The sequence below is a fragment of the Micromonospora sp. CA-248212 genome (assembly GCF_050948405.1).
Taxonomy (GTDB): Bacteria; Actinomycetota; Actinomycetes; order Mycobacteriales; family Micromonosporaceae; genus Micromonospora.
Genome location: NZ_CP192023.1, coordinates 3,499,393 through 3,525,741 on the forward strand (window position 1 = coordinate 3,499,393; position 26,349 = coordinate 3,525,741).

Here is a 26,349-nt window from a genome sequence, read left to right on the forward strand (position 1 = left end):
GAACGAAAGGTGCGACGGTGAGCGCGAGTACGACGGAGCATGCCGACGGTGAGCTGTTGCGGGGGCGGATCGCACAGGAGTTGGCGCGCGCCCGCTCCCGCACGGCCCTGCTGACCGAGGCGGTCGACGACGGCGACCTGATGCGCCAGCACTCTCCGCTGATGTCGCCGTTGGTCTGGGATCTGGCGCACGTCGGCAACCAGGAGGAGTTGTGGCTGGTGCGCGACGTGGGCGGCCGTGAGCCGGTCCGCCGCGACATCGACGACCTGTACGACGCGTTCAAGCAGCCCCGCCGGGACCGACCGCGGCTGCCCCTGTTGCCACCGGCGGAGGCGCGCGCCTACGTGGGCGCGGTCCGCGACAAGGTGTACGACCTGCTCGACGCGGTGCGCTTCACCGACCGGCCGTTGGTCGCCGACGGGTTCGCCTTCGGCATGATCGTGCAGCACGAGCAGCAGCACGACGAGACGATGCTCGCGACCCACCAGCTGCGCGCGGGCGCGGCGGTCCTGCACGCCCCGCCGCCGCCCGAGCCGGCCGTCCGGGCCGGCGGGGAGGTGCTGGTGCCGGCCGGAGAGTTCACGATGGGCACCGACACCGATCCCTGGGCCCTGGACAACGAACGGCCCGCGCACCAGGTCCACCTGCCCGCGTACGTCATCGACGCCGCACCGGTGACCAACGGCGCGTACGAGGCGTTCATCGCCGACGGCGGCTACTCCGACCGGCGGTGGTGGAGCGCGGCCGGCTGGGAACACCGGGTGCGCGAGCGACTGGTCGCGCCGCTGCACTGGCGTCGCGACGGTGACGGTTGGGCGTACCGGCGGTTCGGCCGCTGGGACCCGGTACGCCCCGACGAGCCGGTGGTGCACGTGTGTTTCCACGAGGCGCAGGCGTACGCGACGTGGGCCGGTAAGCGTCTGCCGACCGAGGCGGAGTGGGAGAAGGCGGCGCGGTGGGACCCGGCGACCGGGCGGTCCCGCCGCTACCCGTGGGGCGACGACGACCCGACCGAGGCGCACGCCAACCTCGACCAACGTCACCTACGGCCGGCGCCGGTGGGCGCGTACCCGGCCGGCGTCTCGCCGCTCGGTGTGCACCAGCTCATCGGGGACGTCTGGGAGTGGACGTCGACCACGTTCACCGGTCATCCCGGCTTCGTCGCGTTCCCGTACCGCGAATACTCCGAGGTGTTCTTCGGCGACGACCACCGGGTGCTGCGCGGTGGCTCGTTCGGCACGGACCGGTCGGCGTGCCGGGGGACGTTCCGCAACTGGGACTATCCGATCCGCCGGCAGATCTTCAGTGGCTTCCGGTGCGCCCGCGACGCCGGTCCGGACGAGTCGCCGCGGTGAGGCGCCCGACGCCACGCGGGGTGCGCTGATGTGCCGTCATCTGGTCTACCTCGGCCCGCCGGTCACGTTGGCCGCGTTGCTGTTCGAGCCGGCGTACGCGCTGGTCCGTCAGTCCTGGGCGCCGCGTGACATGCGCGGCGGCGGCACGATCAACGCCGACGGGTTCGGTGTCGGCTGGTATCCGGACGACGGTCCTCCGGTGCGGTACCGGCGTGCCCAGCCGATCTGGAGCGACCCGACGATCGCCGAGCTGGCGGCGGTGACACGTGCCGGCGCGGTGCTCGCCGCGGTCCGGTCGGCCACCGTGGGGATGGCGGTGGTCGACGGCGCGGCGGCGCCGTTCGCGGAGGGCCGGTGGCTGTTCAGCCACAACGGTGTGATCCGGGGCTGGCCCGATTCGATGGTGCCGCTCGCCGCCGGCCTGCCGGTGCGGGACCTGCTGACCCTGGACGCGGCCACCGACTCGGCGTTGCTGTGGGCGCTGGTGCGGCATCGGCTGCGCGCGGGCGACGACCCGGCGGAGGCGGTCGGCCGGACGGTGGTCGAGGTCGCCGCCGCCGCTCCGGGGTCGCGGCTGAATCTGCTGCTCACCGACGGACGGCGGGCGGTGGCTACGGCGGTCGGTCACGCGCTGTCGGTGCGCGCGGGCGCGGGCTCGGTGGTGGTGGCGTCCGAGCCGCACGACGACGACGCCGGGTGGCGGCCGGTGCCGCAGCAGCGCCTGGTCACCGCCACGACGGACGAGGTGCGGGTGTGCGGGCTGCCGGCCGGATGAGCGTTGCCGGCCGGGCTACGCGAGGTGTCTGACGACCACGATAGGGGCGGGGGCCATGAGCGCGGAACCGTTGGAGATCTACCTTGAGCCGCAGGACCTGGAGCGTGGCCTGCGGGCGGACGTCCGGGCGGGGCTGACGGCCGAGGCGAAGTGGCTGCCGCCGAAGTGGTTCTACGACTCGCGGGGCAGCGAGCTGTTCGAGGAGATCACCCGGCTGCCCGAGTACTACCCGACCCGGGCCGAGCGCGCGGTGCTCGCCGCGCACGCCGCCGACGTGGCGGCGCTGACCGGCGCGAAGACCCTGATCGAGCTGGGCTCCGGTTCGTCGGAGAAGACCCGGCTGCTGCTGGACGCGTTCACCCGCCGGGGAGGGCTGGGCACGTTCGTCCCGCTCGACGTCTCGGTCAGCGCCCTGCTCGGGTCGACGGCGCAGATCGCCGCCGACTATCCGGGGCTGCGGGTGCGGGGGATCGTGGGCGACTTCACCCGCCAGCTCGACCGGCTGCCGACCGGCGGGCGGCGGCTGGTGGTGTTCCTGGGCGGCACGATCGGCAATCTGTTGCCGGCCGAGCGGGCCGGGTTCCTGACCGCGATGCGCGCCGCGCTGGAGGTCGGCGACTGGTTGCTGCTCGGCACCGACCTGGTGAAGGACCCGTCGGTGATCGTGCCCGCCTACGACGACGCGGCCGGGGTCACGGCCGAGTTCAACCGCAACGTGCTGTATGTGATCAACCGGGAGTTGGGGGCCGATTTCGACCCGGAGGCGTTCGCGCATGTCGCCCGGTGGGACCCGGAGCGGGAGTGGATCGAGATGCGTCTGCGGGCGACGCGATCGATGCGGGTCCGGGTGCTGGACCTCTCGGTGGCGTTCGACGAGGGGGAGGAGCTGCGGACGGAGGTGTCGGCGAAGTTCCGCCCGGAGGGGGTGGCCGCCGAACTGGGCGCGGCGGGCTTCGCGGCGTCGCACTTCTGGACGGACCCGCGCGGGCTGTTCGGGGTGACGTTGGCGCGGGCGTGGTGAGCCTGTTCACCCGCGCCGTCCGGCCCGCTCGCTGATCGGTTAGGCTGGTCGCGCGAAGGGGAGTAGCCCCCAATGTCGTGGTCGACATACTGGTGCGTTCCGCATCCGGCCACGCGGCCCCGGTTCTCCGGGGCGGGCGAGACCTTCGACTCAGGCTGTCGCAGCCGGGTCGAGGGCGCCCCCGCACCTCCTCCCGGTCTGAACGGGAAGGATGTCATGGAGGGATTCCTCGCCGCGCTGGTCGTCAGCTTCGGCGTCATCTTCGTCGCCGAGCTGGGAGACAAGTCCCAGTTGATGGCGCTGACGTTCGCCACGCGGTTCAAGCCGCTTCCGGTGCTGATCGGCATCACCGTCGCCACGGCGGTGGTGCACCTGGCGTCGGTCGCCATCGGTTCGGGTCTCGGCGCCGTGCTGCCCACCGAATGGATCTCGCTGGTGGCCGGCGTGGCCTTCCTCGGCTTCGGCGCGTGGACACTGCGCGGTGACAAGCTCACCGAGGAGGAGAAGCGTAAGGCCGAGAAGACCAGCAAGACCGCGATCGTGGCGGTGTCGGTGGCGTTCTTCCTGGCCGAGCTGGGCGACAAGACGATGCTCGCGACGATCACCCTGGCCACCAAGTACGGCTGGTTCGGCACCTGGCTCGGCTCCACGGTGGGCATGGTGGCCGCGGACGCGCTGGCCATCCTGGTCGGCCGGATGCTCGGCCGCCGGCTGCCGGAGAGGACCATCAGGTACGGCGCCGCGGTGCTGTTCGCCATCAGTGGCCTCTGGCTGATCCTGGAGGCCGTGAACGAGCTGACCTGAGCGCCGACTAGCCGCCCCGGTGGCGGGTAACGCCTCCGGGTGGAGCCGGCGGAGCTGCTGCGCCACGGCGACCAGGTGCTGGTCGCCGTGGTGGAGGTGGCCGGCGCCCTGGTGATCGTCGTGGGCGCGCTCTGGGCGGCGGTGCGGTTCGTGGCCGAGGGGCTACGGCACCGCACCGCCGCCGTCTTCACCCCGATCCGCCTGTCGCTGGGCCGGTTCCTGACGCTCGGTCTGGAGTTCCAACTCGCGGCCGACGTGTTGCGGACCGCGGTGTCGCCGTCGTTCACGCAGATCGGCCAGTTGGCGGCGATCGCCACGATCCGGACGGCGCTGAACTACTTCCTGGGCCGGGAGATCCGGCAGGAGCAACGGCAGGTCACCGACGGGCGGCAGGGGACGTGATCGGCGGGCTGGTCGAGGCGGTGACCGCGCTGGCCCTGGTCACCGGGGTCGTCGCGGCGGTGTGCACCGGCGACGTGCGGGTCGCCGTACGCGTGCTGTTGGACCTTTTGACGGCGGCCGGCCTGCTGCGGCTCGCCGGGGATCCGGCGTGGGGTGGCCTGGCCTCCACCGCCGCGATCGTCGCGCTGCGGCAACTGCTCGCGGCGGCGTTGAGTCTCCCGCCGCCGTGGTCGCGGCGACAATCCCCGCCGCGCTGCGGGGGCGACGATCACCGCCTACCGTGGGCGGTACCAGAGAAACCGGGAAAAGCGGGAGGATAACCACATGAACCGGCACGACGAACCGAACGAGTACGGATACGCCGGCGGCGCCACCGCTCCCGAGCCGCAGCCCGGCGGCAAGCCCGACGAGCAGGACCTCGCGGAGGAGGTGGCGGTGCCCGCCGACGACCTCACCGCCCCCACGACCGACGCCCTCGCGGACGAGACCGAGGAGCGGGCGCCGCGCGACCGCCAGCGCTGAGCATGGCGGGTCGCGGGCCGGGCCGGTCACTCCCGTCCGGGCCGCTGGTAGACGTCGGGCACCCCGTCGCCGTCGGCGTCGAGGCGTTCCTTCTCGGCCACCCGCCGGTACGCGGCGTTGCGGCGGGCGAGCACGGCGGCGGCGAGCGCCGCGGAGATCACCGACCCGACGAGGACCGCCGCCTTGACCCGCTCGTCGGCCGTACTGCCCGCGCCGAACGCCAGGTCGCCGATGAGCAGCGAGACGGTGAACCCGACCCCGGCCAACAGGGCGATGCCGAACAGGTCGGACCAGGTGATGTCCTCGTCCAACTCGGCGCGCGTGAACCGGGCCAGCAGGTAGGTCGAGCCGAAGATCCCGATGCTCTTGCCGAACACCAGGCCGGCCACCACGGCGATCACCAGCGGGTCGGTCAGCAGGGTCCCGAGATCGGTGCCACGGAGTGTCACGCCGGCCGCGAAGAGGGCGAAGACCGGCACGGCGAAGCCGGCGGACACGGGTCGCCACCGGTGTTCCAGGTGCGCGGCGAGACCGCCCGCGTCCGCGCCACCCGACTCCGCCCGGTCGGCCGTCGCGGCGGTGCCGCCCGGGGCGCGGCTCAGCACCGGCACGGTGAAGCCGAGCAGTACGCCGGCGACCGTGGCGTGCACGCCCGAGGCGTGCACCAGCGCCCAGGTGGCGGCCGCGAGCGGGACGAGGGCCCACCACCACGTCCGGCCCCGCCGTACCAGCCACGCGAAGAGCCCGATCGGGGCGAGCGCGGCGAACAGCGGCAGCGGGTGGAAGTCGGCGGTGTAGAAGACCGCGATGATGGTGATCGCGAACAGGTCGTCGACCACGGCCAGGGTGAGCAGGAAGGCGCGCAGACCCTGGGGCAGGTGTGAGCTGACCACCGCGAGGACGGCCAGCGCGAAGGCGATGTCGGTGGCGGTCGGGATGGCCCAGCCCCGCAGTCCCTCGCCGCCCGTGCCGAGGAGCACGGCCACGTAGACCAATGCGGGCAGCGCCATTCCACCCAGGGCGGCCACCACCGGCAGTGCCGCGCGGCGTGGGTCGCGCAGGTCGCCGGCGACGAACTCACGCTTGAGTTCCAGGCCCACCACGAAGAAGAAGATGGCGAGCAGGCCGTCGGCGGCCCAGGTGGCGAGGCTCAGGTCGAGGTGCCAGCGCGCGCCGCCCGGCCAGGGCACCCAGGCCCCGAGCCGGACGTACGCCTCGCTCCATGGCGAGTTCGCCCAGACCAGCGCGAGGACGGCGCCGAGCAGCAGCAGGGCGCCACCGACCGTCTCGGTGCGCAGCACGTCGGCCAGGTGCCGGGCCTCCGGCCAGGACGACCGCGCGAAGAGTCGGTCGCGGTGGGGGGTGCGGTCGGTCAAAGGGCTCACCTCTGGTGTCGGGACGGCAAAGATCCAATCGCCGACCAGACTTCCCGGCACACCGTTGTCGAGCCTATCCGCTCGGCGGTACGTCGTGATCGTGCGCGGCGCGGCGCGGCGATCGAGATCGGCCCGTGGAATCGGTCGCCGACTTTTCCGGACGTCGCCGCTGCCGAATGGCCCTTTGTCGGGTTGGTCATGCGGGACGGCGCGGTTACCGACGCCGAAAATGCATAACTCCGGACATAAGTCCTATGAGGGGCTTTAATGGTTTCACGAGTTGACAGACGACCTTGGGGGTTTTCGTGAAGTTCTTTGGCGTAACCGGACCGGTCCGGAGGCAAGCCTGATGGACCTGCTTCGCCAATTGCGCCACGTGCGTCGGCACTGGTGGGTCGTGCTGCTCACGATCATGGTGTCCCTGGGCGTCTCGGCGTTTCTGACCGTACGGGCCCAGCCCCGGTACGTCGCCTCGGTGACCTTCTTCGTCACCACCCCCAACCAGGGCGTCTCCGATGCCTACCAGGGCGGGCTGTTCCTCCAGCAGCGCGTCAAGTCGTACGCCGACCTGCTCAGCAGCGACCGCCTGGCACAGAGTGTCGCGGCCGAGACGCCGGTCGGGCTCACCGCGGACGAGGTGCAGCGCCGGGTGACCACCTCCACCGAGACGGGCACCGTCCTGCTGCGCGCCTCGATCACCGACACCGACCAGGCCCGCGCCCTGCGGGTGAGCGAGACCCTCGCCGCGAAGTTCGTCGAACTCGTCCAGAAGGTCGAGACGCCACCCGAGGGCAAGTCACCCATCAAGATCGAGGTGGTCAGCGGCCCACGGGTCAGCGCGAGCCCCGTCTCGCCGAAGCCGCTGCGTAACCTCGTACTCGGCGGTCTGCTCGGCCTCGTCCTCGGCGTCGGCCTGGCGATCCTGCGCGGCGTCGCCGACGTCCGCCTGCGCGACGCCGCCGGCCTGCAACGCGCCACCGGAAGCCCGCTGCTCGGTGAGATCCCGTTCGAGAGCGCCGCCCGCACGTCCCCGCTGATCGTCGGCGACGCCGCGACGTCGGCCCGTGCCGAGGCGGTCCGCAAGCTGCGGACCAACCTGCGCTTCGTGGACGTGCACGAGCCGGCCCGGGTCATCGCCGTGACCAGCGCGTTGCAGGGCGAGGGCAAGACGACGATGTCGTGCAACCTGGCCATCGCGTTGGCCGAGGCGGGCTGGCGGGTGCTGCTGGTCGACGCCGACCTGCGACGCCCGAAGGTCGACGACTACCTGGGCCTGGACGCCGGTGTCGGCCTCACCGACGTGTTGGTCGGCGACGTCCAGGTCGGTGACGTGGTGCAGCGGTGGGGCGACAAGTCCCTGCTGGTGCTGCCCAGTGGCTCCGCGCCGCCCAACCCGAGCGAGTTGCTCGGCTCCAAGGCGATGGCGGACCTGCTGCTCGCGTTGCGCGAGTCCGCGGACATCGTGATCATCGATACCGCGCCGCTGCTCGCGGTGACCGACGGCGTCGTGGTGGCTGTCCAGGCCGACGGCGCGCTGCTGGTGAGCCAGCAGGGTCGGACGTCGCGTACCCAGGTGGCCGCGGCGGCCCGCGCGCTGCACTCGGTCTCGGTGCGGCTGCTCGGCTGCGTGCTCAACATGGCGAAGGTGGCCAAGGCCGAGGCGTACCAGTACGAGGCCTACCGGGTGGTCGCCTCGACGGCCACGCCGTCGGTCCCGACCGACCGGGCCCCCGCCGCCCGGCACAGTGAGGACGCCGGGGTCAACGGTGTCAGCGACCGTACCCAGGAACTCACCCGGCTGCCCCGATGAGCGCGGCGAGGGGTCGTAGCGAGCGTTCGATCTCCTCGGCGCATCGACGGAAGTCGGCGACGGTACCGCCGATCGGGTCCCGAAGGTCGTCCGCGTCCGCAGCGGCGGGTTGCAGCCGCCCGCGGGCGCTGGCGGCGGCGGCGATGGCGGCCCCCAGCGGATCGTCGGTCGATCCGACGGGCGGTTCGGCCGCCGCCGCCAGCCGGCCGAACTGGCGCAGGGTGAACGTCCGGTGCAGCGCGCCGGGCGCGAGCGAGGTGCACACCGACCGCTGCCGCCGCGTCGCGGTCAGCACCAGCGTCGCCTCGGTCAGCTGTTCGGCACGCAGCGTACGGCTGCTGAACGCCGTCGGGTCGCCGCCCTCCTCGGCCACGACCTCCGCCGCGTACGGGTGCATGGCCATCCCGTCCATCGCGTCGGTGCCGGCGCTGGACACCAGCACGGGACGGTCGGCCAACAGCCGTCGGGCCAGGTGCTCGGCCATCGGCGAGCGACACAGGTTGGCGTGGCAGACGAACAGCACGCGGTCGGCCATCGGGAGCCCTCTCGTGGATGCGGACACGGGTCGCCGCACCGCGAGGGTGATGCGTCGACGCCGCTGGGCGCGCGGGGAGGGGTTGCCAGCATCCTACGCGGGCCGCCCCGTCGGACGCGGTGCCGCGCCGGCCGAGCCCGGTCCGCGCCCACCGGCGGTGCCGCGGTGAAGATCGGCATCCTGTCGTACCACTTCCCGCCCGAGCCGGCGTTCATCCCCGGCAGCCTCGCCGAGGAGTTGGCCGCGCGCGGGCACGAGGTCCGCGTCCTCACCGGATTCCCCGACTACCCGGGCGGCCACGTCTATCCAGGGTGGCGGCAGCGGTGGCACCACGAGACGCACAGCGACCGGCTGTCGGTCCGCCGGGTGCCGCGGGTCTCCGGCGGGGCCACCACCACCCGGGCGCGGATGGCCAGCTACCTGTCGTTCGCCGGGAGCGCGTCGCTGGCGGCCCGCCGGTTCCTGGGTGACGTGGACGCGCTCTACGTCTTTCAACTGCCGGCCACCACGTTCGCCACCGCCGCCGTCCTGCGGCTCCTCGCGAGGGTGCCGACGGTGCTGCACGTACAGGATGTCTGGGCTCGCGACGGCGTCGACGCGTCCGGCGGCGGCCGCTGGTTGGCGCGGATGGACGCCGCGATGACCCGCGTCTACCGGTCGGCCGCGCGGGTCGCCGTGGCCGCGCCGTCGATGCGCGACCTGGTGGTCGCGGCCGGCGCCGACCCCGGCCGGGTTCGTCTGGTCCTCAACTGGACGGACGAGCGCATCTTCTACCCGGCGACACCCGGCGCGGCGGCCCGGCAGATGGTCCGCCGGGATCGCCGGTGTGTGGTCATGCACGCCGGGACCATCGGACCCCGCCAGGGGCTGGAGACGGCGGTACGGGCCGCGGCCGCGCTGGACCGGACGATGGACCTGGTCCTGGTCGGCTCGGGCGCGGACGAGCGGCGGGTGCGGGGGCTCGCCGCCGACCTCAAGGCGGAGAATGTCCGCTTCCTCGAACGGCGCTCACCTGTCGACATGCCCGAGCTGTACGCCGCCGCCGACTACCAGTTGATCATGCTGCGCGACCTGCCCGAGCTTCGCGGCATGGTGCCGGGCAAGCTGCAGGCCGCGCTCTCGTGCGCCGCGCCGGTCGTCGCGTCGGCCGGCGGGGACACCGTCGAGCTGGTCGAACGCGCCCGAGCCGGGCTGTCCTGCCCACCCGAGGACTGGGCCGCGTTGGCCGACCGGTTCTGGCTGGCCGCCACCATCCCGCCGCCCGCGCGCACCGAGATGGGCCGGCGGGGGCGGCAGACGTACCTGCGGGAGATGTCGCTGCCGGCCGGTGTCGACCGGATCGAACGGCTGCTGCACGAGGCCGCCGGCCGCGTCCCGCAGGGAGCCACGGCGTCGCGAGGAAACCTCGCGTAAAGGACCAGAAATGCCATAACGGTACGAGAGTCCTCGTAACGTGCTAAGAACGTCAGGGAATTCGACAGACTGTCCGATTCCTGGATCGGAGTGTGGTGTGACGGAGAGCGAACGACCGGGTCGACGACGAAGCCGGTCCCGGCGTCGCCGGCGCGCGCGACTGCGCCGGGCCCTGCTCGGCGCGCTCGTGGTCGGATCGCTGGTGCTGGCCGCGGGTGGGTGGATCGGTTTTCGCGGTTGGCAGGCGCGCGCGCACCTGCTCAATGCCGCCGGCCTGGCCCGGGAGTTGAGCGCTCAGGTCGTCGGCGGGGACACCGACCGGGCCCTGCGCACCCTCTCCGCCCTGCAGGAGCAGTCCGGCGCGGCCCGGACCGCCACGTCCGACCCGAGCTGGAGGCTCGGTCGGCACACCCCGGCGGCCGGTGACGATCTCGACGCGGTCCGGCTGATCGCCATCGCCATCGACGACCTGGCCCGGCAGGCGTTCCCCAGCCTGCTGCGCACGGACCTGACCAGCCTCGTGCCGGCCGGCGGCCGGTTGGACCTGGCCCGGCTCACGTCGGTCTCCGGCGAGCTGACCCGGGTCAACGACTCGGTGCAGGGCACCCGTCGGGACCTGGCCGCCGTGCCGGCCGACAAGCTGGTCAGCCAGGTCCGCCAGGCGCTGACCGATCTCCGCGGCGAGATCGACCGGTTGGCCAGCCTCACCGCCGCGGCCGACCAGGGCGCTCGGCTGCTGCCGCCGCTGCTCGGCGCCAGCGGCTCTCGGCGCTACCTGCTCGTCTCGCAGAACCTGGCCGAGCTGCGCGCGACCGGCGGCATGTTCGGCGCGTACGCGATGATCGAGGCCGAGGGCGGGCGGGTCCAGATGGGCCGGCAGGGCAGCAGCGCGTCCCTGGGTCGGTTCACCCCGGCGTTGAAGCTGCCCGCCGAGACCCGGGCGATCTGGACCGACCTGCCCGGCATCTACCCCGCCGACGTGAACCTGACCCCGCACTTCCCGACCGCCGCCGCCCTGTATCGGGAGATGTACCGGCGCAAGACCGGTACCACTGTCGACGGTGTGCTCGCCGTGGATCCGGTGGTGCTGTCCTACCTGCTCAAGGCGACCGGCCCGGTGCTGGTGCCCGGCGGGGCGCCGCTGGCCAGCGAGAAGGCCGTGCAGACCCTGCTCAACGAGACCTACCAGCGACTGGACACCACGCAGCAGGACGCCTACTTCGCATCCTCGGCGGCTGCGGTGTTTGACGCCTTCTTCACGAAGAATGTCAACCCCAGGGTGTTGTTGTCCGCATTTGACCGTGCTATCACGGAACGCCGGATATTGTTCTGGAGTGCTCACCCGGAAGAACAACGGACGTTCGGCAACAGCCGGATGGCCGGGACGCTCCCGGAACAGGACACCGTGCCGACGGTCGGCGTGTTTCTCAACGACGGCAGCGGCGCGAAGCTCGGCTACTACCTGCGGCCGACGGCGAGCCTCACGGTCGGCGAATGCCGGCCCGACGGCCGCCGCGAGCTCCGACTGCGGGTGACTCTGCGCTCGACGGCGCCGAAGTCAGGGCTCAGCAAGTCGATCCTTGGCCTCGGTCTGGCTGGCGACCCGTACACCGTGCGCACGCTGGTGTCGATCTTCAGCCCGGCGGGCGGCTCCGTGCTCGACGCCCGGCTCGACGGGGCCGAGACGGCACTGGGCAGCGGCACCGAACGCCGCCGCCAGGTGGCGACGGCCAACGTCGACATCGGCCCCGGCGTCGAGAGGGCGCTGGAGGTCACCGTCCTGACGGCCAAGACCGGCGTCGGGCAGGCCGAGCTGTGGCTGACCCCCACCGCCAGCCCTTGGACCACCCAAGTTCATTCCGCACGAAGCTGTGACCAGTAGGAGGGAACCAATCATGCGGCTATCCCGCATCATCATGGCGCTCACGGTCGGCCTGGCCGTGGTGGCCGTGCCGACGGCAGCGGGGGCGGCACAGCCGCAGCCGACGCCCAGCGGCACGCCTCAACCGCCGCCGTACCCGCCGGCCGCCGCGTCCCTGACCGTCAACCGGCCGACGATCTTCCTGGGCGAGACGGTCATCCTGACCGGCACCAATTTCGGCCCCAACGAGACCGTCGACATCTCGGTGACGGTAACCCCCCTCGCTGCCCCGGCCGCCGGCAACGCGCCGGCCCGCCGCAGCGACGGCACCACCGTGGCCATGGCGCCGGTGGCGTACCAGGCGAGCGCGCCGCTCAACTTCACGGCGTACACCGACGCCCAGGGGCACTTCACCAAGAGCTACAAGCCGTCGGTGACCGGTCTGCTGACCTTCACCGCCACGGGCCGCGAGTCCGGCCGGACCGCGAGCACCGAGCTGCGGGTGCTGCACCGCAAGCAGCCGCTGCCCGTCACCGGTGACAGCATCGGTACGCCCATGAAGCTCGGTGGCGGTCTCGTCGGCGCCGGCGCGATCATGCTGCTGCTGACCCTGGCCTGGCGTCGCCGCCAGCGCTTCGGCGGAGCCGCGCACTAACCGGCACCACAGCCGGGGCAGTGCCCCGGACGTACCTCGAACTGGCGCCCGTCGGATTGTCCCGGCGGGCGCCAGGTCACGTCGTGGGGCGGTGTGGCGTTCGCCCGGTCCACACCGCCTCGGCGTGATCGACTCCCGACCGCCAGTCGCGGGGGTGTCGACGACCCGGGACGCCCGCTTGGCGTCCGTCGGCGGCGGGCTCCTGCCACGCCGCCCCGATCGCCCCGATCGCCCCGATCGCCCCGATCGCCGTGATCGCCGTGATCGCCGTGATCGCCGTGATCGCCGTGATCGCCGTGATCGCCGTGATCGCCGTGATCGACACGAGGTCGCCGATATGGGGGCATCGACCGGTCCGGGATGCCCCGAGTTCGGCGATCCGGAGTCGATCACCCAGGCCGACCACCGTGCGTGGGTGGTGTGTCCGGTTGTGGGGCCGGTGTGGTGACCGGTTGCACCCGTGGGCCGGAATCGTGGCGGGCCGGGGGTCGTTACACCTCCGGACGATCGCAGGACCACGGCCGAGCCCCCCGCCCCGGGGGAGCCAAGCCCCCGGGAATGGCCCCGCCCCCCGGGTCGTTACACCCGGACCGGCCGCCACGAGCCCCCGCTCGCAGGCCGCCCCCCAGACTTTGAGCGCCCGGACGAGGTGCTGACACCCCCGTCACCTGATCCCCCGAACGGTGACAGGTGGGTGTTTCCTACCCCCGAAGGAGCAACCCCTGATGAACACGATCTTCCGCAAGAGCATGCTGTCCATCGCTGGTCTCGCGTTCGCCGGTGGCGTCTTCGCCGGCCCCATCGCCGCCCACGCCAACCCGGTCGACGCCAAGCCCGCCGCCGCCGCGGTGCAGACCGCCGCACCCAAGCCGCAGGGCGACCAGTCGCACATCGACCTCAACGGCGAGCAGACCGCCAACGCCAAGGCCATCATCGCGGCCACCAAGAAGGCCGGCCTGCCCGAACGGGCCGCGGTCATCTCGATCGCGACGAGCCTGCAGGAGTCGAAGCTGGAGAACCTGGGTCACCTCGGCGACATGAACGACCATGACTCGCTGGGTCTGTTCCAGCAGCGCCCGTCGAGCGGTTGGGGCACGCCGGAGCAGATCACCGACCCGGAGTACTCGACGACGGCGTTCCTCAAGGGCCTGCGTCAGGTTGACGGCTGGCAGGACATGCCCCTGACCGACGCCGCCCAGACCGTACAGGTCTCCGCCTACCCCGACGCCTACGCCCAGTGGGAGCAGCAGGCCACCGACCTGGTCGCCCACAACTGGAACAGCTAAGACACACAGATGGCCGGCACCCCGACAACGGGTGCCGGCCATCGCCGTACCCGCGGATCGCGTCAGTGGTGGTGATTGCGGAAGATGTCGATCAACGCCGCCACCAGCGCGAGCGCGATGATGCCCGTGGCGAGCAGCAGCGACTTCTCGAAAGCTCCCGTCCAGTCGCCGTGACTGTCGGCCAGCGAGGAGAAGAACATCGAGCCGACCGCGGCGATGCCGGCGGCGGCGCCGATCCGCTGACCGGTCTGGAGCATGCCCGCTCCGCTGCCCGCCTGCGGGACGGGCACCTGGGCAAGGGTGAGCGTCTGGTTGGGGGCGATGACGAGGCCGCTGCCGATGCCGGCGACGAGCAGCGGACCGGCGGTGACCCAGGGCGCCGGGGAGTGCGGCGCGACGTGCAGGGCGAGCACGGTGGCGGCCAGCCCGATCACCACGGCGAGCAGGCCGATGGCGACCAGGGGTCGGCCGAACCGGTTGACGATGCGTCCTCCGAGAGCGGACGCGGCGGCGGACCCGAGCGCGAAGGGCGTGATGGCGAGACCGGCGACGAGCGCGCTGTAGCCGAGCCCGTTCTGCAGGAACAGCGTGAAGATGAAGAAGATCGCAGTGAACCCGCCGAAGTAGATGAGCGCGATGAGCGACCCGAGCGTGTACGACTGGAAGGTGAACAGGCGCAGGTCGAACAGCGGTTCGCGGTGTCGCGCGTACCACCGCTCCCACAGGCCGAAGGCGACCAGCACCGCGAGGCCGGCCGGGATGAGCGCCCACTTCCACGGCGTACGCCACTGCTGCTCCTGCACGAGGGGCAGCAGGATCAGCACCACGCCGACGCCGAGCAGCAGCACACCGACCGGGTCGAGTCGACGGCGGCCGGGTTGCCCGTCGGGCCGACCGGGTAGCAGCCGCCAACCCAGGATCACCGCGACGATGCCGACCGGCACGTTGACGAAGAAGACCCACCGCCATCCGTGCTCCTCACCGCCGAGGGCGATGAGCAGGCCGCCGAGCAGTGGTCCGACGGCGGTGGAGATGCCGATGGTCGCGCCGAGCAACCCGAACGGGCGGGCCCGCTCCGGCCCCCGGAACAACTGCTGGATCAGCCCGATCACCTGTGGGTTGATGATGCCGGCGGCGGCGCCCTGGAGCAGCCGGGCGGCGACCAGCCAGGTGGGTGAGGTCGCCAGGCCGGCGAGCGCGCTGGTCAGGGTGAACAACGCGATCCCGAAGACGAACGCGTTACGCCGACCTCGGAAGTCTCCGAAGCGGCCGGCCGGTACGAGCACCAGACCGAAGGTGAGCGCGTACCCCGAGAGGACCCACTGCAGGTCGCTCGGGGAGGCGTTCAGCGCGCGGTCGATGGACGGCACCGCGACGTTGACGATGCTCACGTCGAGCAGCGTCATGAACGCGGCGACCAGCCCGACGCCGACGGCCTGCCAGCGTCGGCGGTTCTCGGCCGCATCGACCGGCTGCGGCTCGCGCGCCGCGTTCATCGTGCCCCCCGTTGACGGTCGATCATGCATTCCTGACCGCTACCCCGACCAGCGGGGGCGAACCGTCCAGGGTCACGCCATTTGACGGGCGCAGAACCGGGGGCCGAAGTCGAGGCCGGCCATCGGCGAGTCCTCGCGGTGCAGCAGGCCCTTCTCGGTGAGCTGGTGCAGCGGGGCGTGCACCTGCTCCTCGGTCAGCCCGGATCCTTCGGCGATCAGGTCCGGATAGGGCACCTGGCCGCGTGCTTCGAGTGCGGTGACCGCCTCGTACACCCGCTGCTCGACCTCCGACAGCTCCATCCGCTGCATGATCTCCTCCTTCGCCCACCCGCCGGACGCGGACGGTTGCGCCGCATCGGTTACCCCCTGCCCGACCGAAGATGCCCACCCGTTCGGGCGGTGGAGGGCGAGCACGCCCTACGCTGCGATGGTGATCGTCTGGGATCTGGTCGTCGTCGGCGCGGGCCCCGCCGGGCTCTCCGCGGCACACGCCGCGGCCCGCGCGGGTGTTCGCACCCTGGTTGTCGAGCGGGCCACGCACCCGCGTTACAAGACCTGCGGTGGCGGCCTCATCGGCACCTCGCTGGCCGCCGTGCGGGAACGGATCGAGGTGCCGGCGCACGACCGGGTCGACCGGGTGACGTTCACCCGCGACGGCCGGCGGGAGTTCACCCGCCGCAACGGCAGCCCGGTGGTGACGATGGTGCGCCGGGAGGAGTTCGACGACCGCCTGCGCGCCGCGGCGGTCGCCGCCGGCGCGCAGCTGCGTGAGCAGGTCGCGGTCCGTGCCATCGAGCAGGATCCCGAGGGGGTACGCCTGCGACTGGCCGACGGCACGACCCTGGCGGCCCGCACGGTGATCGGCGCGGACGGCTCGTCGGGGGTGACCGCCCGGCACGTGGGGGTGCGCTACCGCCAGGTGGACCTGGGGCTGGAGCTGGAGATCCCGGTGCCGCCCGCCGAGCAGGAGCGTTGGCGTGGGCGACTGTTGCTGGACTGGGGGGCGATGCCGGGCTCGTACGCCTGGGTGTTCCCGAAGGGCGACCGGTTGACGGTCGGTGTGATCGCGGGCCGGGGCGCGGGGGAGGGGACACGTGCCTACCTGCGGCAGTTCGTCGACCGGTTGGGTCTGACCGGGCTGCCGGCGGCGCACGATTCGGGTCACCTGACGCGGTGTCGCGAGGAGGACTCGCCGTTGCGCAACGGCCGGGTGCTGGTGGTGGGGGACGCGGCCGGGCTGTTGGAGCCGTGGAGCCGCGAGGGGATCAGCTTCGCCCTGCGCTCCGGCGAGCTGGCCGGGGCGGCGGTGGCCGCCGGGGATCTGGCCGGGTACGAGCGGGCGGTCGCCGAGCGCCTGACGCCGGAGATGCGGGCAGGGTTCCGGTTGCTCGACCTGTTCACCCGGCGCCCGGAGGTGTTCCACGGGCTGTTGGCGACCCCGCCGGGCTGGCGGATGTTCGTGCGCTTCTGTCAGGGGCAGGCGAGCTTCGACGACATGCTGCGCCGCCGACCGATCCGGGCGGCCCTCGCCGTGCTGGACCGGCTGCCAACCCCGCGCCGCCCGCCCGCCGACACCCCTTCCTGAGCCCCGCCCCGCCCCAGCCCGCCGATCTTGCGTTTTCTGTGGCGACATTCCACGCGAACCCGCACACTTCGGCAACCGTTAATGCAAGATCGACGCGAATTGCCGGGTTCCGTGGCCATGAGACCAGGATCCTAGGATGCTTTACGGGGTGTGTCGGGGTCCACCCAACGTCGACGGGCTGTCAGCCAACGGACCGATGTGCCGAAGGCCCGCCGTTGGACAATGACGGGGGAGTAGGGGGGTGCCGATGGCCGAGCAACCGTTCACCGACGACGAGTACGCGTTCCTGCGCCACATCCGGTTCGGGGAGTTGCCACCCGCGGTCCGTCCGGAGGACCAGGTCGCGCTGACCGAGACCGATCCCGGGCGGGACCGGCCGGAGAAGGCCGAGGACCCGGTCCGCTGGAACGTGCAGGGCTGAACATACGCGGACGGGCCGCGGGTGTCGTCACCCACGGCCCGCCGTCACGTCACGGTCAGAAGACCGGCACACCCTCGCGCACGAGACGCCAGTTGGGCTGGAAGAAGTCGTCCGGGTTGATGGTCCCCTTGGCCTGGGCCCAGTCGATGAGCAGCTGGCGGATCTCCTGCTGCGCGTTGTAGACCTGGGTCTTCACGATGCCGGGGAAATTGCCGCCGCCGCTGCGCCGGTAGTTGTTCACCGCCACCACGAACTGCGCGTCGTCCGCGACCGGGGTGTCGGTGCCGGGCAGCATCAGTCGGGTGATGCGCTGGCCGACCGGCTTGGAGATGTCGATGTCGTAGTCCAGGCCGGAGATCACGTCGTAGTTGTAGTCCGGCACGGCCGGGTCGCTGATCTGCTCCGGGTCGACCGGAGCGCCCGGCGCGAGAGTGCGGAAGAACTTCGCCGAGTACTCCAGGTACGCGCGTACCTCGGCGCCGCTGAGCACGACGGCTTCGAGGGTGTTGTCGTACACGTACAGGCCGGCCACGTCGCGGATCTTGACGTCGCCGGCGGGGAAGACGGCGGTACGGCTGAACGGCGCCGCGATCGACAGCACCGGCAGGTCCGCGTACGCGGTGCCGGTCAGGGCCGCGCCGACCACCTCGGTCTGCACGTGGTTGATGAAGTCGAGGATCGGCGTGTCCTGGTAGCGGGACTCCGCCGCCGACAGCTCCACTGTGGACGTGGCGACCACCTGGTTGACGTACGCCACAGTCTTGGCGTGCTGGGCCCGCACGGCCGCGACCACCTTCGGGTCCTCGACGACCGTGTTGGTGTTCAGCATGGTGGCGGCCTTATTGGTGATCGTCCAACGGCCGCGCTCACGGGTGAGGGTGAAGTCCATCCGGGTGAGCCGCTGGCCCCACTTCGAGGGCTCGGAGAGCAACACCTGCGTGCCGGTCCGCTCGTTGGTGACGAACCGCTCGACGACCTCGTTGTGGGCGTGCCCGAAGAGGATCGCGTCGATCCCGGGCACCTGCTGGGCGATCAGCGCCACCGGGTTCTCGTTGGGCAGCTCGGGGCCGTAGCTGGAGGTGCCGCTGTCGCCGCCGTGGGCGGAGATCAGCACGATGTCCGCGCCGCGGGCCCGCATGACCGGCACCCACTTCGCGGCGGTCGCGATCATGTCGTCGAAGCGCAGTTTGCCCTCGACGTTGCCCCGGTCCCAGATGGCGACGCCCGGGTTGGTCAGGCCGAGGATGCCGACCCGCAGGGTCGGCGCGGCGAAGCCCAGGGAGACCTTCTTGATGATGTACGGCAGGAAGGCCGGCTTGCCGGTCTTGGCGTTGACCGCGTTGGCGGCGAGGGCGGGGAAGCCGAGCTGTCGGATCCACAGGTCCAGCAGCGGCAGGCCGTAGTTGAACTCGTGGTTGCCCAGGGTCACGGCGTCGTAGTCGATGACGTTCATCGCCCGGGCCATCGGGTGCTTCTCGCCGGTGGCGGTGATGGGCTCCTGCTTGGCGTAGTACGTCGCCAGGGGAGTGCCCTGGATGGTGTCGCCGGCGTCGAGCACGAGCGTGGCCTTGCCGCGCCGCTCGCGGCGGATCTGGTTGATCAGGGTGGCCAGCTTCGCGACGCCGACGTCGTTGTGCTTGCTGTCGTCGTACTCGGCGTCCCGGTAGTAGTCCCAGTTGTAGACGTTGCCGTGCGTGTCCGATGTGCCCAGCAGCGTGAGGTCCCAGGTGCGCGACCGGGCGGGGCCCGCCGCCTGGGCGGGGGCGGCGGCGATCAGCGGGGCGGTCGCCGCGGCGGCGGCGACCGCGAGCACCTGGCGACGCGATGGACCGGATCCAGAGGTCATGACGTGCCCTTCGATGGGGGTTGACGCGCCTCGTGAGCGCCTCGCGCACCATAACGAGCCCCTGTCACTCCCGCCACGTCAGCCCCGGTTTCCGCAGCACGGCACGGGGTGGCCAGCCGGCGTCAGCGGGGCCAGGCGGTGAAGCGTCGGCGTACCCGCGCGACGTCGTCCGGGTTCAGGCCGTAGCGGCCGAAACGGGTGTCGGACAGCCGGTCGAGGTAGCGCCCGGCGGCGCGGACGTCGTCCGGGTCGAGCGCGGGGTCGACCTGCCGGGCCAGCACCAGCAGTTGCGTCACGTCGTAGTGCTCGAGCGCCGCCGCGACGTCGATGAAGTCGCGGACCTCCCGCCGGTTGACCAGTGCCGCGATCTTGTTGGCGACCAGGTCGCGGACGTCCATGACCGGGCCGAGGTCCATCACCACCGGGCTCTGCTGTCGATCGAGTCGGGCCAGGCTGAGCCGGATCTGCCGTGCGTCGCGGCTCACCACGAAGTCCTTCATGTCGCGGCCGTACCCGTCGAACAGGTCGGCGAGTTCGCTGTCCGGGTCGGCGTCGGTCACGGTGAACCCGGCGCGTTCCAGCGCGGCGCGTACCCCGGCGGAGGCCGCGGCGGCGGCGCCCTCCACGTCGGCGAAGAGGTCCACGTCCTCGGTGGGCCGGGCCACCAGGCCGTGCGCGGCCCACGCCACCCCGCCGCCGAGCACGAATCGGTACGGCCGGGCGGCGGTCAGCGCCACCCGGGCCACTTCCCGGTAGAAGTCGTGCAGGTGCGGTGCGATCACGCCGCGCGCAGGCCGCGGTGCCGGCTCTCCCAGGCCTGGCGGACGCCCCGGGGGAGGTTGAGCAGCCGCCACACCCGCCGCAGCGTGCGCCCGTTGATGAGGGTGCGCAGGTCGTCGGTGCTGGCGGTCTCGCGCAGTACGTTCTCGTACATCCAGAGGAGCTGGTCGGGGTCGCCGAGGTCGAAGGTGCGCTCGGCGTTCCACATCAACCGCACCGGCAGTTCGACGACGCCCCGGGTGGGGCCGGCCAGCTCGGTGAGCGTGCGCGCCACGACGGCCGGACGACCCGGGCGGGCCAGGAAGGCCACGCCGGTCGCGGGGGGCGAGACGGCCTGCATGGTGTCAGGGTAACGCCCGTCGGTGCGGGTGTCGCCACGGTACGTCGGGACGCGCGGTCGGCGCGGGTGATGAGTTCTCGTGCCCGCACCCGTCATAGGTGTGACGGCACACGACGAGACGGGAGCAAGACGTGATGGGTACGGACGCGCGGAGCGAGGGCGCGGGCGCTCTGGCCGAGGCCGACGAGACCACCTTCGCGGGGCTGGCGCAGCGGCACCGGCGGGAGTTGCACGTGCACTGTTACCGGATGCTCGGGTCGTTCGAGGACGCCGAGGACACCGTGCAGGAGACGTTCCTGCGGGCCTGGCGGCGGCGGGAGACGTTCGAGGGGCGGTCGACGGTGCGGGCCTGGCTGTACCGGATCGCCACGAACGCCTGCCTGGACCTGTTGGCCAGGTGCCGTCCGGAGCCGGCCCGGGGCGGTGAGGTGCGGTGGTTGCAGCCGTACCCGGATCGGCTGCTCGACGAGTTGCCGGCGGGCGACGCGGATGAGCCGGAGGCGGTCGCGGTCGCGCGGGAGACGATCGAGTTGGCGTACGTGGTGGCGGTCCAGCACCTCGCGCCGCGTCCCCGGGCCGTGCTGATCCTGCGGGACGTGCTGGGCTGGCCCGCGAAGGACGTCGCCGAGCTGCTCGGGGATTCGGTCAACTCGGTGAACAGCGCCCTGCAGCGGGCGCGGGCGGGCTTGCGCGAGCACCTGCCCGCCGAGCGGCAGGACTGGACCGGTGGCGACCAGGACGCCGGGACGCGCGAGCTGGTGCGGCGCTTCACCGAGGCGAGCGTGGCCACGGACATCGGCCGGCTCACCACGATGTTGCGCGAGGACGTGCGCTGTTCGATGCCGCCCACGCCGGGCCTGCACGTGGGTCGGGACGCGGTGCTCAGCGACTGGATCGGGGACGGTTTCGACGGGATGACGGGTCTGCGTGGCGTCGCCACCTCGGTGAACCGGCAGCCCGCGGTCGCGTTTTACCACTGGCGGGAGGCGGAGGGCGCGTACCTGCCGTTGACCATCGACGTCCTGCGCGTCACCGGCGGGGCGATCACCGAGATCGTCATCTTTCACGCCGACCAGTTCCCGCGACTGGGGCTGCCGGAGCGTCTGTCGGCAGGTGGTGCGCGGTGAGTGTCTCGGCTACGCCCTACCGCACCCACCGGCTCCTCGGGCTCGTCGGTGTCGGCCTGGTCGCCACCGTGGCGGCGATGGCCACGACGACTCTCGCCGCCGCGCTCGCCGGGGCCGCCGGGGTCGACTTCGAGATTCCCGAGGGTGGCGAGGTGATCCCGGTGGCCGGGTTCGCCGTGGTGACGGGTGTCTTCTCGGCGGTGGGCGTCGTTCTCGCCGTCGTACTCGGTCGGTTCAGCGCGCGTCCCGCCGACCGGTTCCTGTGGACGGCGGTGGTGCTGACCGCGATCTCGCTGGTCCCGCCGTTTCTCTGCGGGGCAGCGCCGGTGACCGTCGTGGCGCTGGTCGTGCTGCACCTCGTCGCCGCGGCGGTGATGGTCCCGGCGCTGACGTGGCGCCTGGGCCGACTGGACCGTCGCCGCGACGGACGGACGCTCGATTAGCGAAGACTCCTCATCTGACCTATGTTCGGGAGGTCGCGCGCTCACGGGCAAGGAGGTGTCGGGGATGGGTCTACGGACGTTCATCGAGGGTTGGCCGGTGTATCGCCAGCTCACCGGCACGGACCCGTTGGGCCGGGGCGCCGCGGCGAAGTCGGCGCGGTCGGCCGCTCTGACGGCGCGTACCGAGACCGCCGATTCGGTGGCGCGGTCGGTGTGTCCGTACTGCGCGGTGGGGTGCGGTCAGCGGGTCTTCGTCGCCGACGGGCAGGTCACGCAGATCGAGGGTGACCCGGACAGTCCGATCTCGCGGGGCCGCCTGTGTCCCAAGGGCGCGGCCAGCAAGAGCCTCGTGACGAGTCCGCTGCGCCAGACCACGGTCCGCTACCGCCGTCCGTACTCCACCCAGTGGGAAGACCTCGACCTCGAGACGGCCGTCGACATGATCGCCGATCGGATCCTCGCGGCCCGTGCCCAGACCTGGGAGGACCGCGACGCCGAGGGCCGGCCGCTCAACCGGACGCTGGGGATCTCCAGCCTGGGTGGGGCGACGCTGGACAACGAGGAGAACTACCTCATCAAGAAGTTGTTCACCGCGATGGGGGCGTTGCAGATCGAGAACCAGGCGCGTATTTGACACTCCGCCACCGTCCCCGGTCTGGGGGCCAGCTTCGGTCGCGGCGGTGCGACGGACTTCCAGCAGGACATCGCCAACGCTGACGTCATCGTCATCCAGGGCTCCAACATGGCCGAGGCGCATCCGGTCGGGTTCCAGTGGGTGATGGAGGCCAAGCGTCGGGGCGCGAAGGTGTTCCACGTCGACCCGCGGTTCACCCGCACGAGCGCGGTCGCGGACGCGTACCTGCCGATCCGGGCGGGCACCGACATCGCGTTGTTGGGTGGGGTGATCCGGTACATCCTCGACAACGAGCTGGACTTCCGCGAGTACGTCCTCGCCTACACCAACGCGGCGACGATCGTCAGCGACCGGTTCAGCGACACCGAGGACGGCGACGGGTTCTTCTCCGGCTTCGATCCCGAGACCGGCAGTTACGTGCAGGACAGCTGGCAGTACGAGGGGCACGAGGACTCCTCGGGCAGCGGACACACCGCGAAGGAGCGGGACACCGCCGCCGGGTTGGAGCACGAGTCGCACGGTGCGCCGGTGGGCGGCCAGACCCAGCGGGACGAGACGTTGCAGCACCCGCGCTGCGTCTATCAGATCCTCAAGCGGCACTACGCCCGCTACACGCCGGAGATGGTGGAGCGGGTCTGCGGCATCCCGCAGGACAAGTTCCTGGAACTGGCGCGGGCGTGGACGGAGAACTCGGGCCGGGAACGCACCGGCATGCTCATCTACTCGGTGGGCTGGACGCAGCACAGCGTCGGAGTGCAGTACATCCGCGCCGGGGCGATCATCCAGCTCCTGCTGGGCAACGTGGGCCGTCCGGGTGGCGGGGTCATGGCGTTGCGCGGGCACGCGAGCATCCAGGGCTCGACCGACATCCCGACCCTGTTCAACCTGCTGCCCGGCTACCTGCCCATGCCTCACCACGCCGATCACCCCACCTTTGACGAGTGGGTGGACAGCATCCGGCACCCCGGGCAGAAGGGCTTCTGGGGCAACGCGCGGTCGTACGCGGCCAGCCTGCTCAAGGCGTACTGGGGGGACGCCGCGACGCCGGAGAACGACTTCGGCTACGGCTTCCTGCCCCGGCTGACCGGGGACCACGGCACCTACCAGCAGGTCCTCAACATGATCGATGGAAAGATCAAGGGGTACTTCCTGCTCGGCCAGAACCCGGCCGTCGGATCCGCGCACGGCCGGGCGCAACGCCTGGGCATGGCGAACCTCGACTGGCTGGTCGTGCGGGACCTGTTCATGATCGAGAGCGCGACGTTCTGGAAGAACGGCCCCGAGGTGGCCACCGGCGAGATCGTGCCCGAGGAGTGCCGCACCGAGGTGTTCTTCCTGCCCGCCGCGTCGCACGTGGAGAAGGAGGGCACGTTCACGCAGACCCAGCGGCTGTTGCAGTGGCGGGAGAAGGCCGTCGAGCCGCCGGGCGACGCCCGCTCCGAGCTGTGGTTCTTCTACCACCTGGGCCGCCGACTGCGGGAGAAGCTGGCCGGCTCGTCGCTGCCGCGCGACCGGGCGCTGCTCGACCTCACCTGGGACTACCCCACCCACGGTCCGCACGCGGAGCCCAGCGCCGAGTCGGTGCTGCGCGAGATCAACGGGTACGACGTGACGACCGGCCAGCCGCTGTCCAGTTTCGCCGAGGCCCGCGACGACGGCTCCACGGCCGTCGGCTGCTGGATCTACACCGGCGTGTACGCCGACGGCGTCAACCAGGCCGCCCGCCGCAAGTCCCGGCACGAGCAGGACTGGGTGGCCGCCGAGTGGGGTTGGGCGTGGCCGGCGAACCGGCGCATCCTCTACAACCGCGCCTCCGCCGACCCGGACGGCCGTCCGTGGAGCGAGCGCAAGCGTTACATCTGGTGGGACCCGGACAAGGCCGAGTGGACCGGCCACGACGTGCCGGACTTCGAGAAGACCAAACCGCCGTCGTACCGGCCGCCGGCCGGCGCGTCCGGTCCGGAGGGGATCGCCGGTGACGACCCGTTCGTGATGCAGGGCGACGGCAAGGGTTGGCTGTACGCGCCCAGCGGCGTCCTGGACGGGCCGCTGCCCACCCACTACGAGCCGGTCGAGTCGCCGGTGCGCAACCCGCTCTACCGCCAGCAGGCCAACCCGACCCGCAAGTCGTACGCGCACCCGGTGAACTCGGTGAACCCGAGCCCGCCGCAGGAGCACAGTCAGGTTTTCCCGTACATCTTCACGGTCAGCCGGCTCACCGAGCACCACACCGCAGGTGGGATGAGCCGGACGGTACGACCCCTCGCCGAGTTGCAGCCGGAGATGTTCGTCGAGGTGTCGCCGGAGCTGGCCGCCGAGACCGGGTTGGCCCACCTCGGGTGGGCGCACCTGGTCAGCGGTCGGGCGGTGATCGAGGCGAAGGTGCTGGTCACCGACCGGCTCACTCCGTTGCGGGTGGACGGTCGGGTCATCCATCAGGTGTGGCTGCCGTACCACTTCGGGTTCGAGGGTCTGGTGACCGGCGACTCGGCCAACGACCTGTTCGGCATCACCCTCGACCCCAACGTCCTCATCCAGGAGAGCAAGATCGGTACCTGCGACGTACGGCCCGGCCGGCGGCCCACCGGGGCTGCCCTGCTCGACCTGGTCGCCGACTACCAGCGGCGGGCCGGGATCACCCCGGGTGGGCACGCGCCGGCCGTCACCATCGACCAGGACGGGAAGGGCAGCGGTGATTCCTGACCCGAACAGCCTCTACGGGCCGCTCGATCCGGCGCCGGACGCGGGTTATGTGGACGCGCCGCAGCGGATGGGGTTCTTCACCGATACGAGTGTGTGTATCGGGTGTAAGGCGTGTGAGGTGGCGTGCAAGGAGTGGAACGACGTCCCGGGAAGTGGTCTGGATCTGTTGGGGATGTCGTACGACAACACGGGTGCGTTGACGGCGAACTCGTGGCGGCACGTGGCGTTCGTGGAGCAGCCGCGCCCGGCGGGACATGGCAGCGCGGCGTTCGCCGGTACGCCCACCGGTACGACGGTCAGCGCGGCTTCGGCGGCGGTCGCCGCCGGCACGGCGGGGCCGACCGGCACCGAACCGGGTCTGCCGCCCGGGTCGCCGTCGGCCGCCGCGCGCATGGCCGACGGCGGCGCGACCGGCACCGGCCCGGCCGACGGCGGCGCGCAGCCACAGTTCCTGGGTATGCCGGGGGCGCAGCCGCCGGGGCGTGGTTCTGGCGCGGAGGGTCGGAGTGATTTTCGGTGGTTGATGATGTCGGATGTGTGTAAGCACTGCACGCATGCGGCTTGTTTGGATGTGTGTCCGACGGGGTCGTTGTTCCGGACGGAGTTCGGGACGGTGGTGGTGCAGGAGGACATCTGTAATGGGTGTGGGTACTGCATTTCGGCGTGTCCGTACGGGGTGATTGATCAGCGTAAGGGTGATGGTCGGGCGTGGAAGTGCACGTTGTGTTACGACCGTCTGGGTGTGGGGATGACGCCGGCGTGTGCGCAGGCGTGTCCGACGGAGTCGATCCAGTACGGGCCACTGGAGGAGTTGCGGGAGCGGGCGGCGGTGCGGGTGGCGACGTTGCACGGCCGGGGTGTTCCCGAGGCCCGCTTGTACGGGCACGACCCGGACGATGGTGTGGGTGGTGACGGGGCGTTCTTCCTGTTGTTGGACGAGCCGGAGGTGTACGGGCTGCCGCCGGACCCGGTGGTGACGACCCGGGACCTACCGGCCATGTGGAAACGCGCCGGCATCGCCGCGCTCGCCATGGCGGCGGCCACCGTAGCCGCCTTCGTGGGGAGATCCTCGTGAGCCCGGAGCGCCAGCCGGTGGGCGACCGGTTCCGCCGGTTCCGCGACCGACTGGCCGCCGCGAGCCTCGACCTACCGGGCCAGA

At 71.7% G+C, this 26,349-nt stretch carries 26 protein-coding genes; 18 read left to right on the forward strand and 8 right to left on the reverse strand.

The window, feature by feature from the left end; genetic code table 11:
• Positions 1-17: 17 nt before the first annotated feature.
• The 7 genes from egtB (at position 18) to ACQP03_RS16800 (ending at position 4,879) form a co-directional block, all read left to right on the forward strand.
• A complete protein-coding gene (gene egtB / locus ACQP03_RS16770) occupies positions 18-1,355 on the forward strand; it encodes an ergothioneine biosynthesis protein EgtB (RefSeq protein ID WP_363661345.1) in 1,338 nt (445 codons plus the stop codon).
• A 28-nt stretch (positions 1,356-1,383) separates the two neighbouring features.
• Positions 1,384-2,130, forward strand: coding sequence for an ergothioneine biosynthesis protein EgtC (gene egtC, locus ACQP03_RS16775; RefSeq protein WP_357118869.1), 747 nt, complete (start codon positions 1,384-1,386; stop codon positions 2,128-2,130).
• A gap of 55 nt (positions 2,131-2,185) precedes the next feature.
• The gene (gene egtD / locus ACQP03_RS16780) at positions 2,186-3,151 is read left to right on the forward strand and encodes an L-histidine N(alpha)-methyltransferase (RefSeq protein ID WP_357118866.1); all 966 of its coding nucleotides are present in this window, start codon (positions 2,186-2,188) and stop codon (positions 3,149-3,151) included.
• Between the two features lie 216 nt (positions 3,152-3,367).
• Entirely contained in the window at positions 3,368-3,955 is a 588-nt protein-coding gene (locus ACQP03_RS16785; RefSeq protein ID WP_357118863.1) for a TMEM165/GDT1 family protein, read from the forward strand.
• A 39-nt stretch (positions 3,956-3,994) separates the two neighbouring features.
• Positions 3,995-4,357 (forward strand): DUF1622 domain-containing protein, encoded by a 363-nt coding sequence (locus ACQP03_RS16790; RefSeq protein WP_357118860.1) that lies wholly within the window; start codon positions 3,995-3,997, stop codon positions 4,355-4,357.
• Complete coding sequence (locus ACQP03_RS16795) at positions 4,354-4,677, forward strand: hypothetical protein (RefSeq protein ID WP_357118857.1); 324 nt, start codon at positions 4,354-4,356, stop codon at positions 4,675-4,677. Before ACQP03_RS16790 ends, ACQP03_RS16795 begins: the two co-directional genes overlap by 4 nt.
• Positions 4,678-4,681: 4 nt before the next feature.
• Positions 4,682-4,879, forward strand: coding sequence for a hypothetical protein (locus ACQP03_RS16800; RefSeq protein WP_357118854.1), 198 nt, complete (start codon positions 4,682-4,684; stop codon positions 4,877-4,879).
• A gap of 26 nt (positions 4,880-4,905) precedes the next feature.
• On the opposite strand, the gene nhaA is transcribed toward ACQP03_RS16800, so the two are convergent.
• On the reverse strand, positions 4,906-6,255 hold the full coding sequence (nhaA, locus tag ACQP03_RS16805; protein ID WP_357118851.1) for a Na+/H+ antiporter NhaA: 1,350 nt from the start codon (positions 6,253-6,255) through the stop codon (positions 4,906-4,908).
• 349 nt (positions 6,256-6,604) lie between these two features.
• On the opposite strand from nhaA, the gene ACQP03_RS16810 reads away from it, so the two are divergent.
• Complete coding sequence (locus ACQP03_RS16810; RefSeq protein ID WP_357118848.1) at positions 6,605-8,065, forward strand: polysaccharide biosynthesis tyrosine autokinase; 1,461 nt, start codon at positions 6,605-6,607, stop codon at positions 8,063-8,065.
• On the opposite strand, the gene ACQP03_RS16815 is transcribed toward ACQP03_RS16810, so the two are convergent.
• Positions 8,046-8,600, reverse strand: coding sequence for a low molecular weight phosphatase family protein (locus ACQP03_RS16815; RefSeq protein ID WP_357118845.1), 555 nt, complete (start codon positions 8,598-8,600; stop codon positions 8,046-8,048). The genes ACQP03_RS16810 and ACQP03_RS16815 overlap by 20 nt on opposite strands.
• A gap of 165 nt (positions 8,601-8,765) precedes the next feature.
• Here ACQP03_RS16815 and ACQP03_RS16820 point away from each other — a divergent pair, with 165 nt between their 5' ends.
• The 3 genes from ACQP03_RS16820 (at position 8,766) to ACQP03_RS16830 (ending at position 12,529) form a co-directional block, all read left to right on the forward strand.
• Positions 8,766-10,013, forward strand: a complete 1,248-nt coding sequence (locus tag ACQP03_RS16820; RefSeq protein WP_357118842.1) for a glycosyltransferase family 4 protein — start codon at positions 8,766-8,768, stop codon at positions 10,011-10,013.
• Positions 10,014-10,110: 97 nt separating this feature from the next.
• Positions 10,111-11,895: a DUF4012 domain-containing protein gene (locus ACQP03_RS16825; protein ID WP_357118839.1), complete on the forward strand. Its 1,785-nt coding sequence runs from the start codon at positions 10,111-10,113 to the stop codon at positions 11,893-11,895.
• 13 nt (positions 11,896-11,908) lie between these two features.
• Positions 11,909-12,529 (forward strand): hypothetical protein, encoded by a 621-nt coding sequence (locus ACQP03_RS16830; protein ID WP_357118836.1) that lies wholly within the window; start codon positions 11,909-11,911, stop codon positions 12,527-12,529.
• A gap of 76 nt (positions 12,530-12,605) precedes the next feature.
• Here ACQP03_RS16830 and ACQP03_RS16835 read toward each other — a convergent pair whose 3' ends face one another.
• Positions 12,606-12,854, reverse strand: coding sequence for a hypothetical protein (locus tag ACQP03_RS16835; RefSeq protein WP_433461084.1), 249 nt, complete (start codon positions 12,852-12,854; stop codon positions 12,606-12,608).
• 400 nt (positions 12,855-13,254) lie between these two features.
• Here ACQP03_RS16835 and ACQP03_RS16840 point away from each other — a divergent pair, with 400 nt between their 5' ends.
• A complete protein-coding gene (locus ACQP03_RS16840) occupies positions 13,255-13,815 on the forward strand; it encodes a hypothetical protein (RefSeq protein ID WP_433461086.1) in 561 nt (186 codons plus the stop codon).
• Between the two features lie 62 nt (positions 13,816-13,877).
• Here the strand turns inward: ACQP03_RS16840 and ACQP03_RS16845 are convergent, their stop codons facing one another.
• Positions 13,878-15,341, reverse strand: a complete 1,464-nt coding sequence (locus ACQP03_RS16845) for an MFS transporter (protein ID WP_357170211.1) — start codon at positions 15,339-15,341, stop codon at positions 13,878-13,880.
• 42 nt (positions 15,342-15,383) lie between these two features.
• A complete protein-coding gene (locus tag ACQP03_RS16850) occupies positions 15,384-15,620 on the reverse strand; it encodes a hypothetical protein (protein ID WP_355249091.1) in 237 nt (78 codons plus the stop codon).
• Positions 15,621-15,738: 118 nt separating this feature from the next.
• Between ACQP03_RS16850 and ACQP03_RS16855 the strand changes: the two genes are divergently transcribed.
• Together ACQP03_RS16855 and ACQP03_RS16860 are read left to right on the forward strand one after the other, a co-directional pair.
• Entirely contained in the window at positions 15,739-16,896 is a 1,158-nt protein-coding gene (locus tag ACQP03_RS16855; protein WP_433461087.1) for a geranylgeranyl reductase family protein, read from the forward strand.
• Positions 16,897-17,143: 247 nt separating this feature from the next.
• A complete protein-coding gene (locus tag ACQP03_RS16860; RefSeq protein ID WP_355053659.1) occupies positions 17,144-17,317 on the forward strand; it encodes a hypothetical protein in 174 nt (57 codons plus the stop codon).
• A 55-nt stretch (positions 17,318-17,372) separates the two neighbouring features.
• Here ACQP03_RS16860 and ACQP03_RS16865 read toward each other — a convergent pair whose 3' ends face one another.
• The 3 genes from ACQP03_RS16865 to ACQP03_RS16875 form a co-directional block, all read right to left on the reverse strand.
• Positions 17,373-19,163 (reverse strand): bifunctional metallophosphatase/5'-nucleotidase, encoded by a 1,791-nt coding sequence (locus ACQP03_RS16865; protein WP_433461088.1) that lies wholly within the window; start codon positions 19,161-19,163, stop codon positions 17,373-17,375.
• A gap of 122 nt (positions 19,164-19,285) precedes the next feature.
• Entirely contained in the window at positions 19,286-19,945 is a 660-nt protein-coding gene (locus tag ACQP03_RS16870; protein WP_357118819.1) for a nucleotidyl transferase AbiEii/AbiGii toxin family protein, read from the reverse strand.
• Positions 19,942-20,283, reverse strand: coding sequence for a hypothetical protein (locus ACQP03_RS16875; RefSeq protein WP_357118817.1), 342 nt, complete (start codon positions 20,281-20,283; stop codon positions 19,942-19,944). The genes ACQP03_RS16870 and ACQP03_RS16875 overlap by 4 nt, the downstream gene beginning before the upstream one ends.
• Before the next feature lie 134 nt (positions 20,284-20,417).
• On the opposite strand from ACQP03_RS16875, the gene ACQP03_RS16880 reads away from it, so the two are divergent.
• The 4 genes from ACQP03_RS16880 (at position 20,418) to ACQP03_RS16895 (ending at position 26,265) form a co-directional block, all read left to right on the forward strand.
• Positions 20,418-21,410 carry an RNA polymerase subunit sigma-70 gene (locus tag ACQP03_RS16880; protein WP_357119463.1) on the forward strand — a complete coding sequence of 331 codons (993 nt, stop codon included), beginning with the start codon at positions 20,418-20,420 and terminating at the stop codon, positions 21,408-21,410.
• Complete coding sequence (locus tag ACQP03_RS16885) at positions 21,407-21,853, forward strand: DUF6069 family protein (RefSeq protein WP_357399200.1); 447 nt, start codon at positions 21,407-21,409, stop codon at positions 21,851-21,853. Before ACQP03_RS16880 ends, ACQP03_RS16885 begins: the two co-directional genes overlap by 4 nt.
• Positions 21,854-21,917: 64 nt before the next feature.
• Positions 21,918-25,190, forward strand: a complete 3,273-nt coding sequence (fdh, locus tag ACQP03_RS16890; RefSeq protein WP_396833398.1) for a formate dehydrogenase — start codon at positions 21,918-21,920, stop codon at positions 25,188-25,190.
• On the forward strand, positions 25,183-26,265 hold the full coding sequence (locus tag ACQP03_RS16895; protein WP_433461171.1) for a 4Fe-4S dicluster domain-containing protein: 1,083 nt from the start codon (positions 25,183-25,185) through the stop codon (positions 26,263-26,265). Before fdh ends, ACQP03_RS16895 begins: the two co-directional genes overlap by 8 nt.
• Positions 26,266-26,349: the final 84 nt, after the last annotated feature.

Bases quoted from the DNA above. Each gene is read 5' to 3' on its own strand.
- egtC (WP_357118869.1), top strand. From the start codon at position 1,384: ATGTGCCGTCATCTGGTCTACCTCGGCCCGCCGGTCACGTTGGCCGCG.
- egtD (WP_357118866.1), top strand. From the start codon at position 2,186: ATGAGCGCGGAACCGTTGGAGATCTACCTTGAGCCGCAGGACCTGGAG.
- ACQP03_RS16785 (WP_357118863.1), top strand. From the start codon at position 3,368: ATGGAGGGATTCCTCGCCGCGCTGGTCGTCAGCTTCGGCGTCATCTTC.
- ACQP03_RS16800 (WP_357118854.1), top strand. From the start codon at position 4,682: ATGAACCGGCACGACGAACCGAACGAGTACGGATACGCCGGCGGCGCC.
- ACQP03_RS16810 (WP_357118848.1), top strand. From the start codon at position 6,605: ATGGACCTGCTTCGCCAATTGCGCCACGTGCGTCGGCACTGGTGGGTC.
- ACQP03_RS16815 (WP_357118845.1), bottom strand. From the start codon at position 8,600: ATGGCCGACCGCGTGCTGTTCGTCTGCCACGCCAACCTGTGTCGCTCG.
- ACQP03_RS16830 (WP_357118836.1), top strand. From the start codon at position 11,909: ATGCGGCTATCCCGCATCATCATGGCGCTCACGGTCGGCCTGGCCGTG.
- ACQP03_RS16840 (WP_433461086.1), top strand. From the start codon at position 13,255: ATGAACACGATCTTCCGCAAGAGCATGCTGTCCATCGCTGGTCTCGCG.
- ACQP03_RS16845 (WP_357170211.1), bottom strand. From the start codon at position 15,341: ATGCATGATCGACCGTCAACGGGGGGCACGATGAACGCGGCGCGCGAG.
- ACQP03_RS16850 (WP_355249091.1), bottom strand. From the start codon at position 15,620: ATGCAGCGGATGGAGCTGTCGGAGGTCGAGCAGCGGGTGTACGAGGCG.
- ACQP03_RS16855 (WP_433461087.1), top strand. From the start codon at position 15,739: ATGGTGATCGTCTGGGATCTGGTCGTCGTCGGCGCGGGCCCCGCCGGG.
- ACQP03_RS16860 (WP_355053659.1), top strand. From the start codon at position 17,144: ATGGCCGAGCAACCGTTCACCGACGACGAGTACGCGTTCCTGCGCCAC.
- ACQP03_RS16865 (WP_433461088.1), bottom strand. From the start codon at position 19,163: ATGACCTCTGGATCCGGTCCATCGCGTCGCCAGGTGCTCGCGGTCGCC.
- ACQP03_RS16875 (WP_357118817.1), bottom strand. From the start codon at position 20,283: ATGCAGGCCGTCTCGCCCCCCGCGACCGGCGTGGCCTTCCTGGCCCGC.
- ACQP03_RS16880 (WP_357119463.1), top strand. From the start codon at position 20,418: ATGGGTACGGACGCGCGGAGCGAGGGCGCGGGCGCTCTGGCCGAGGCC.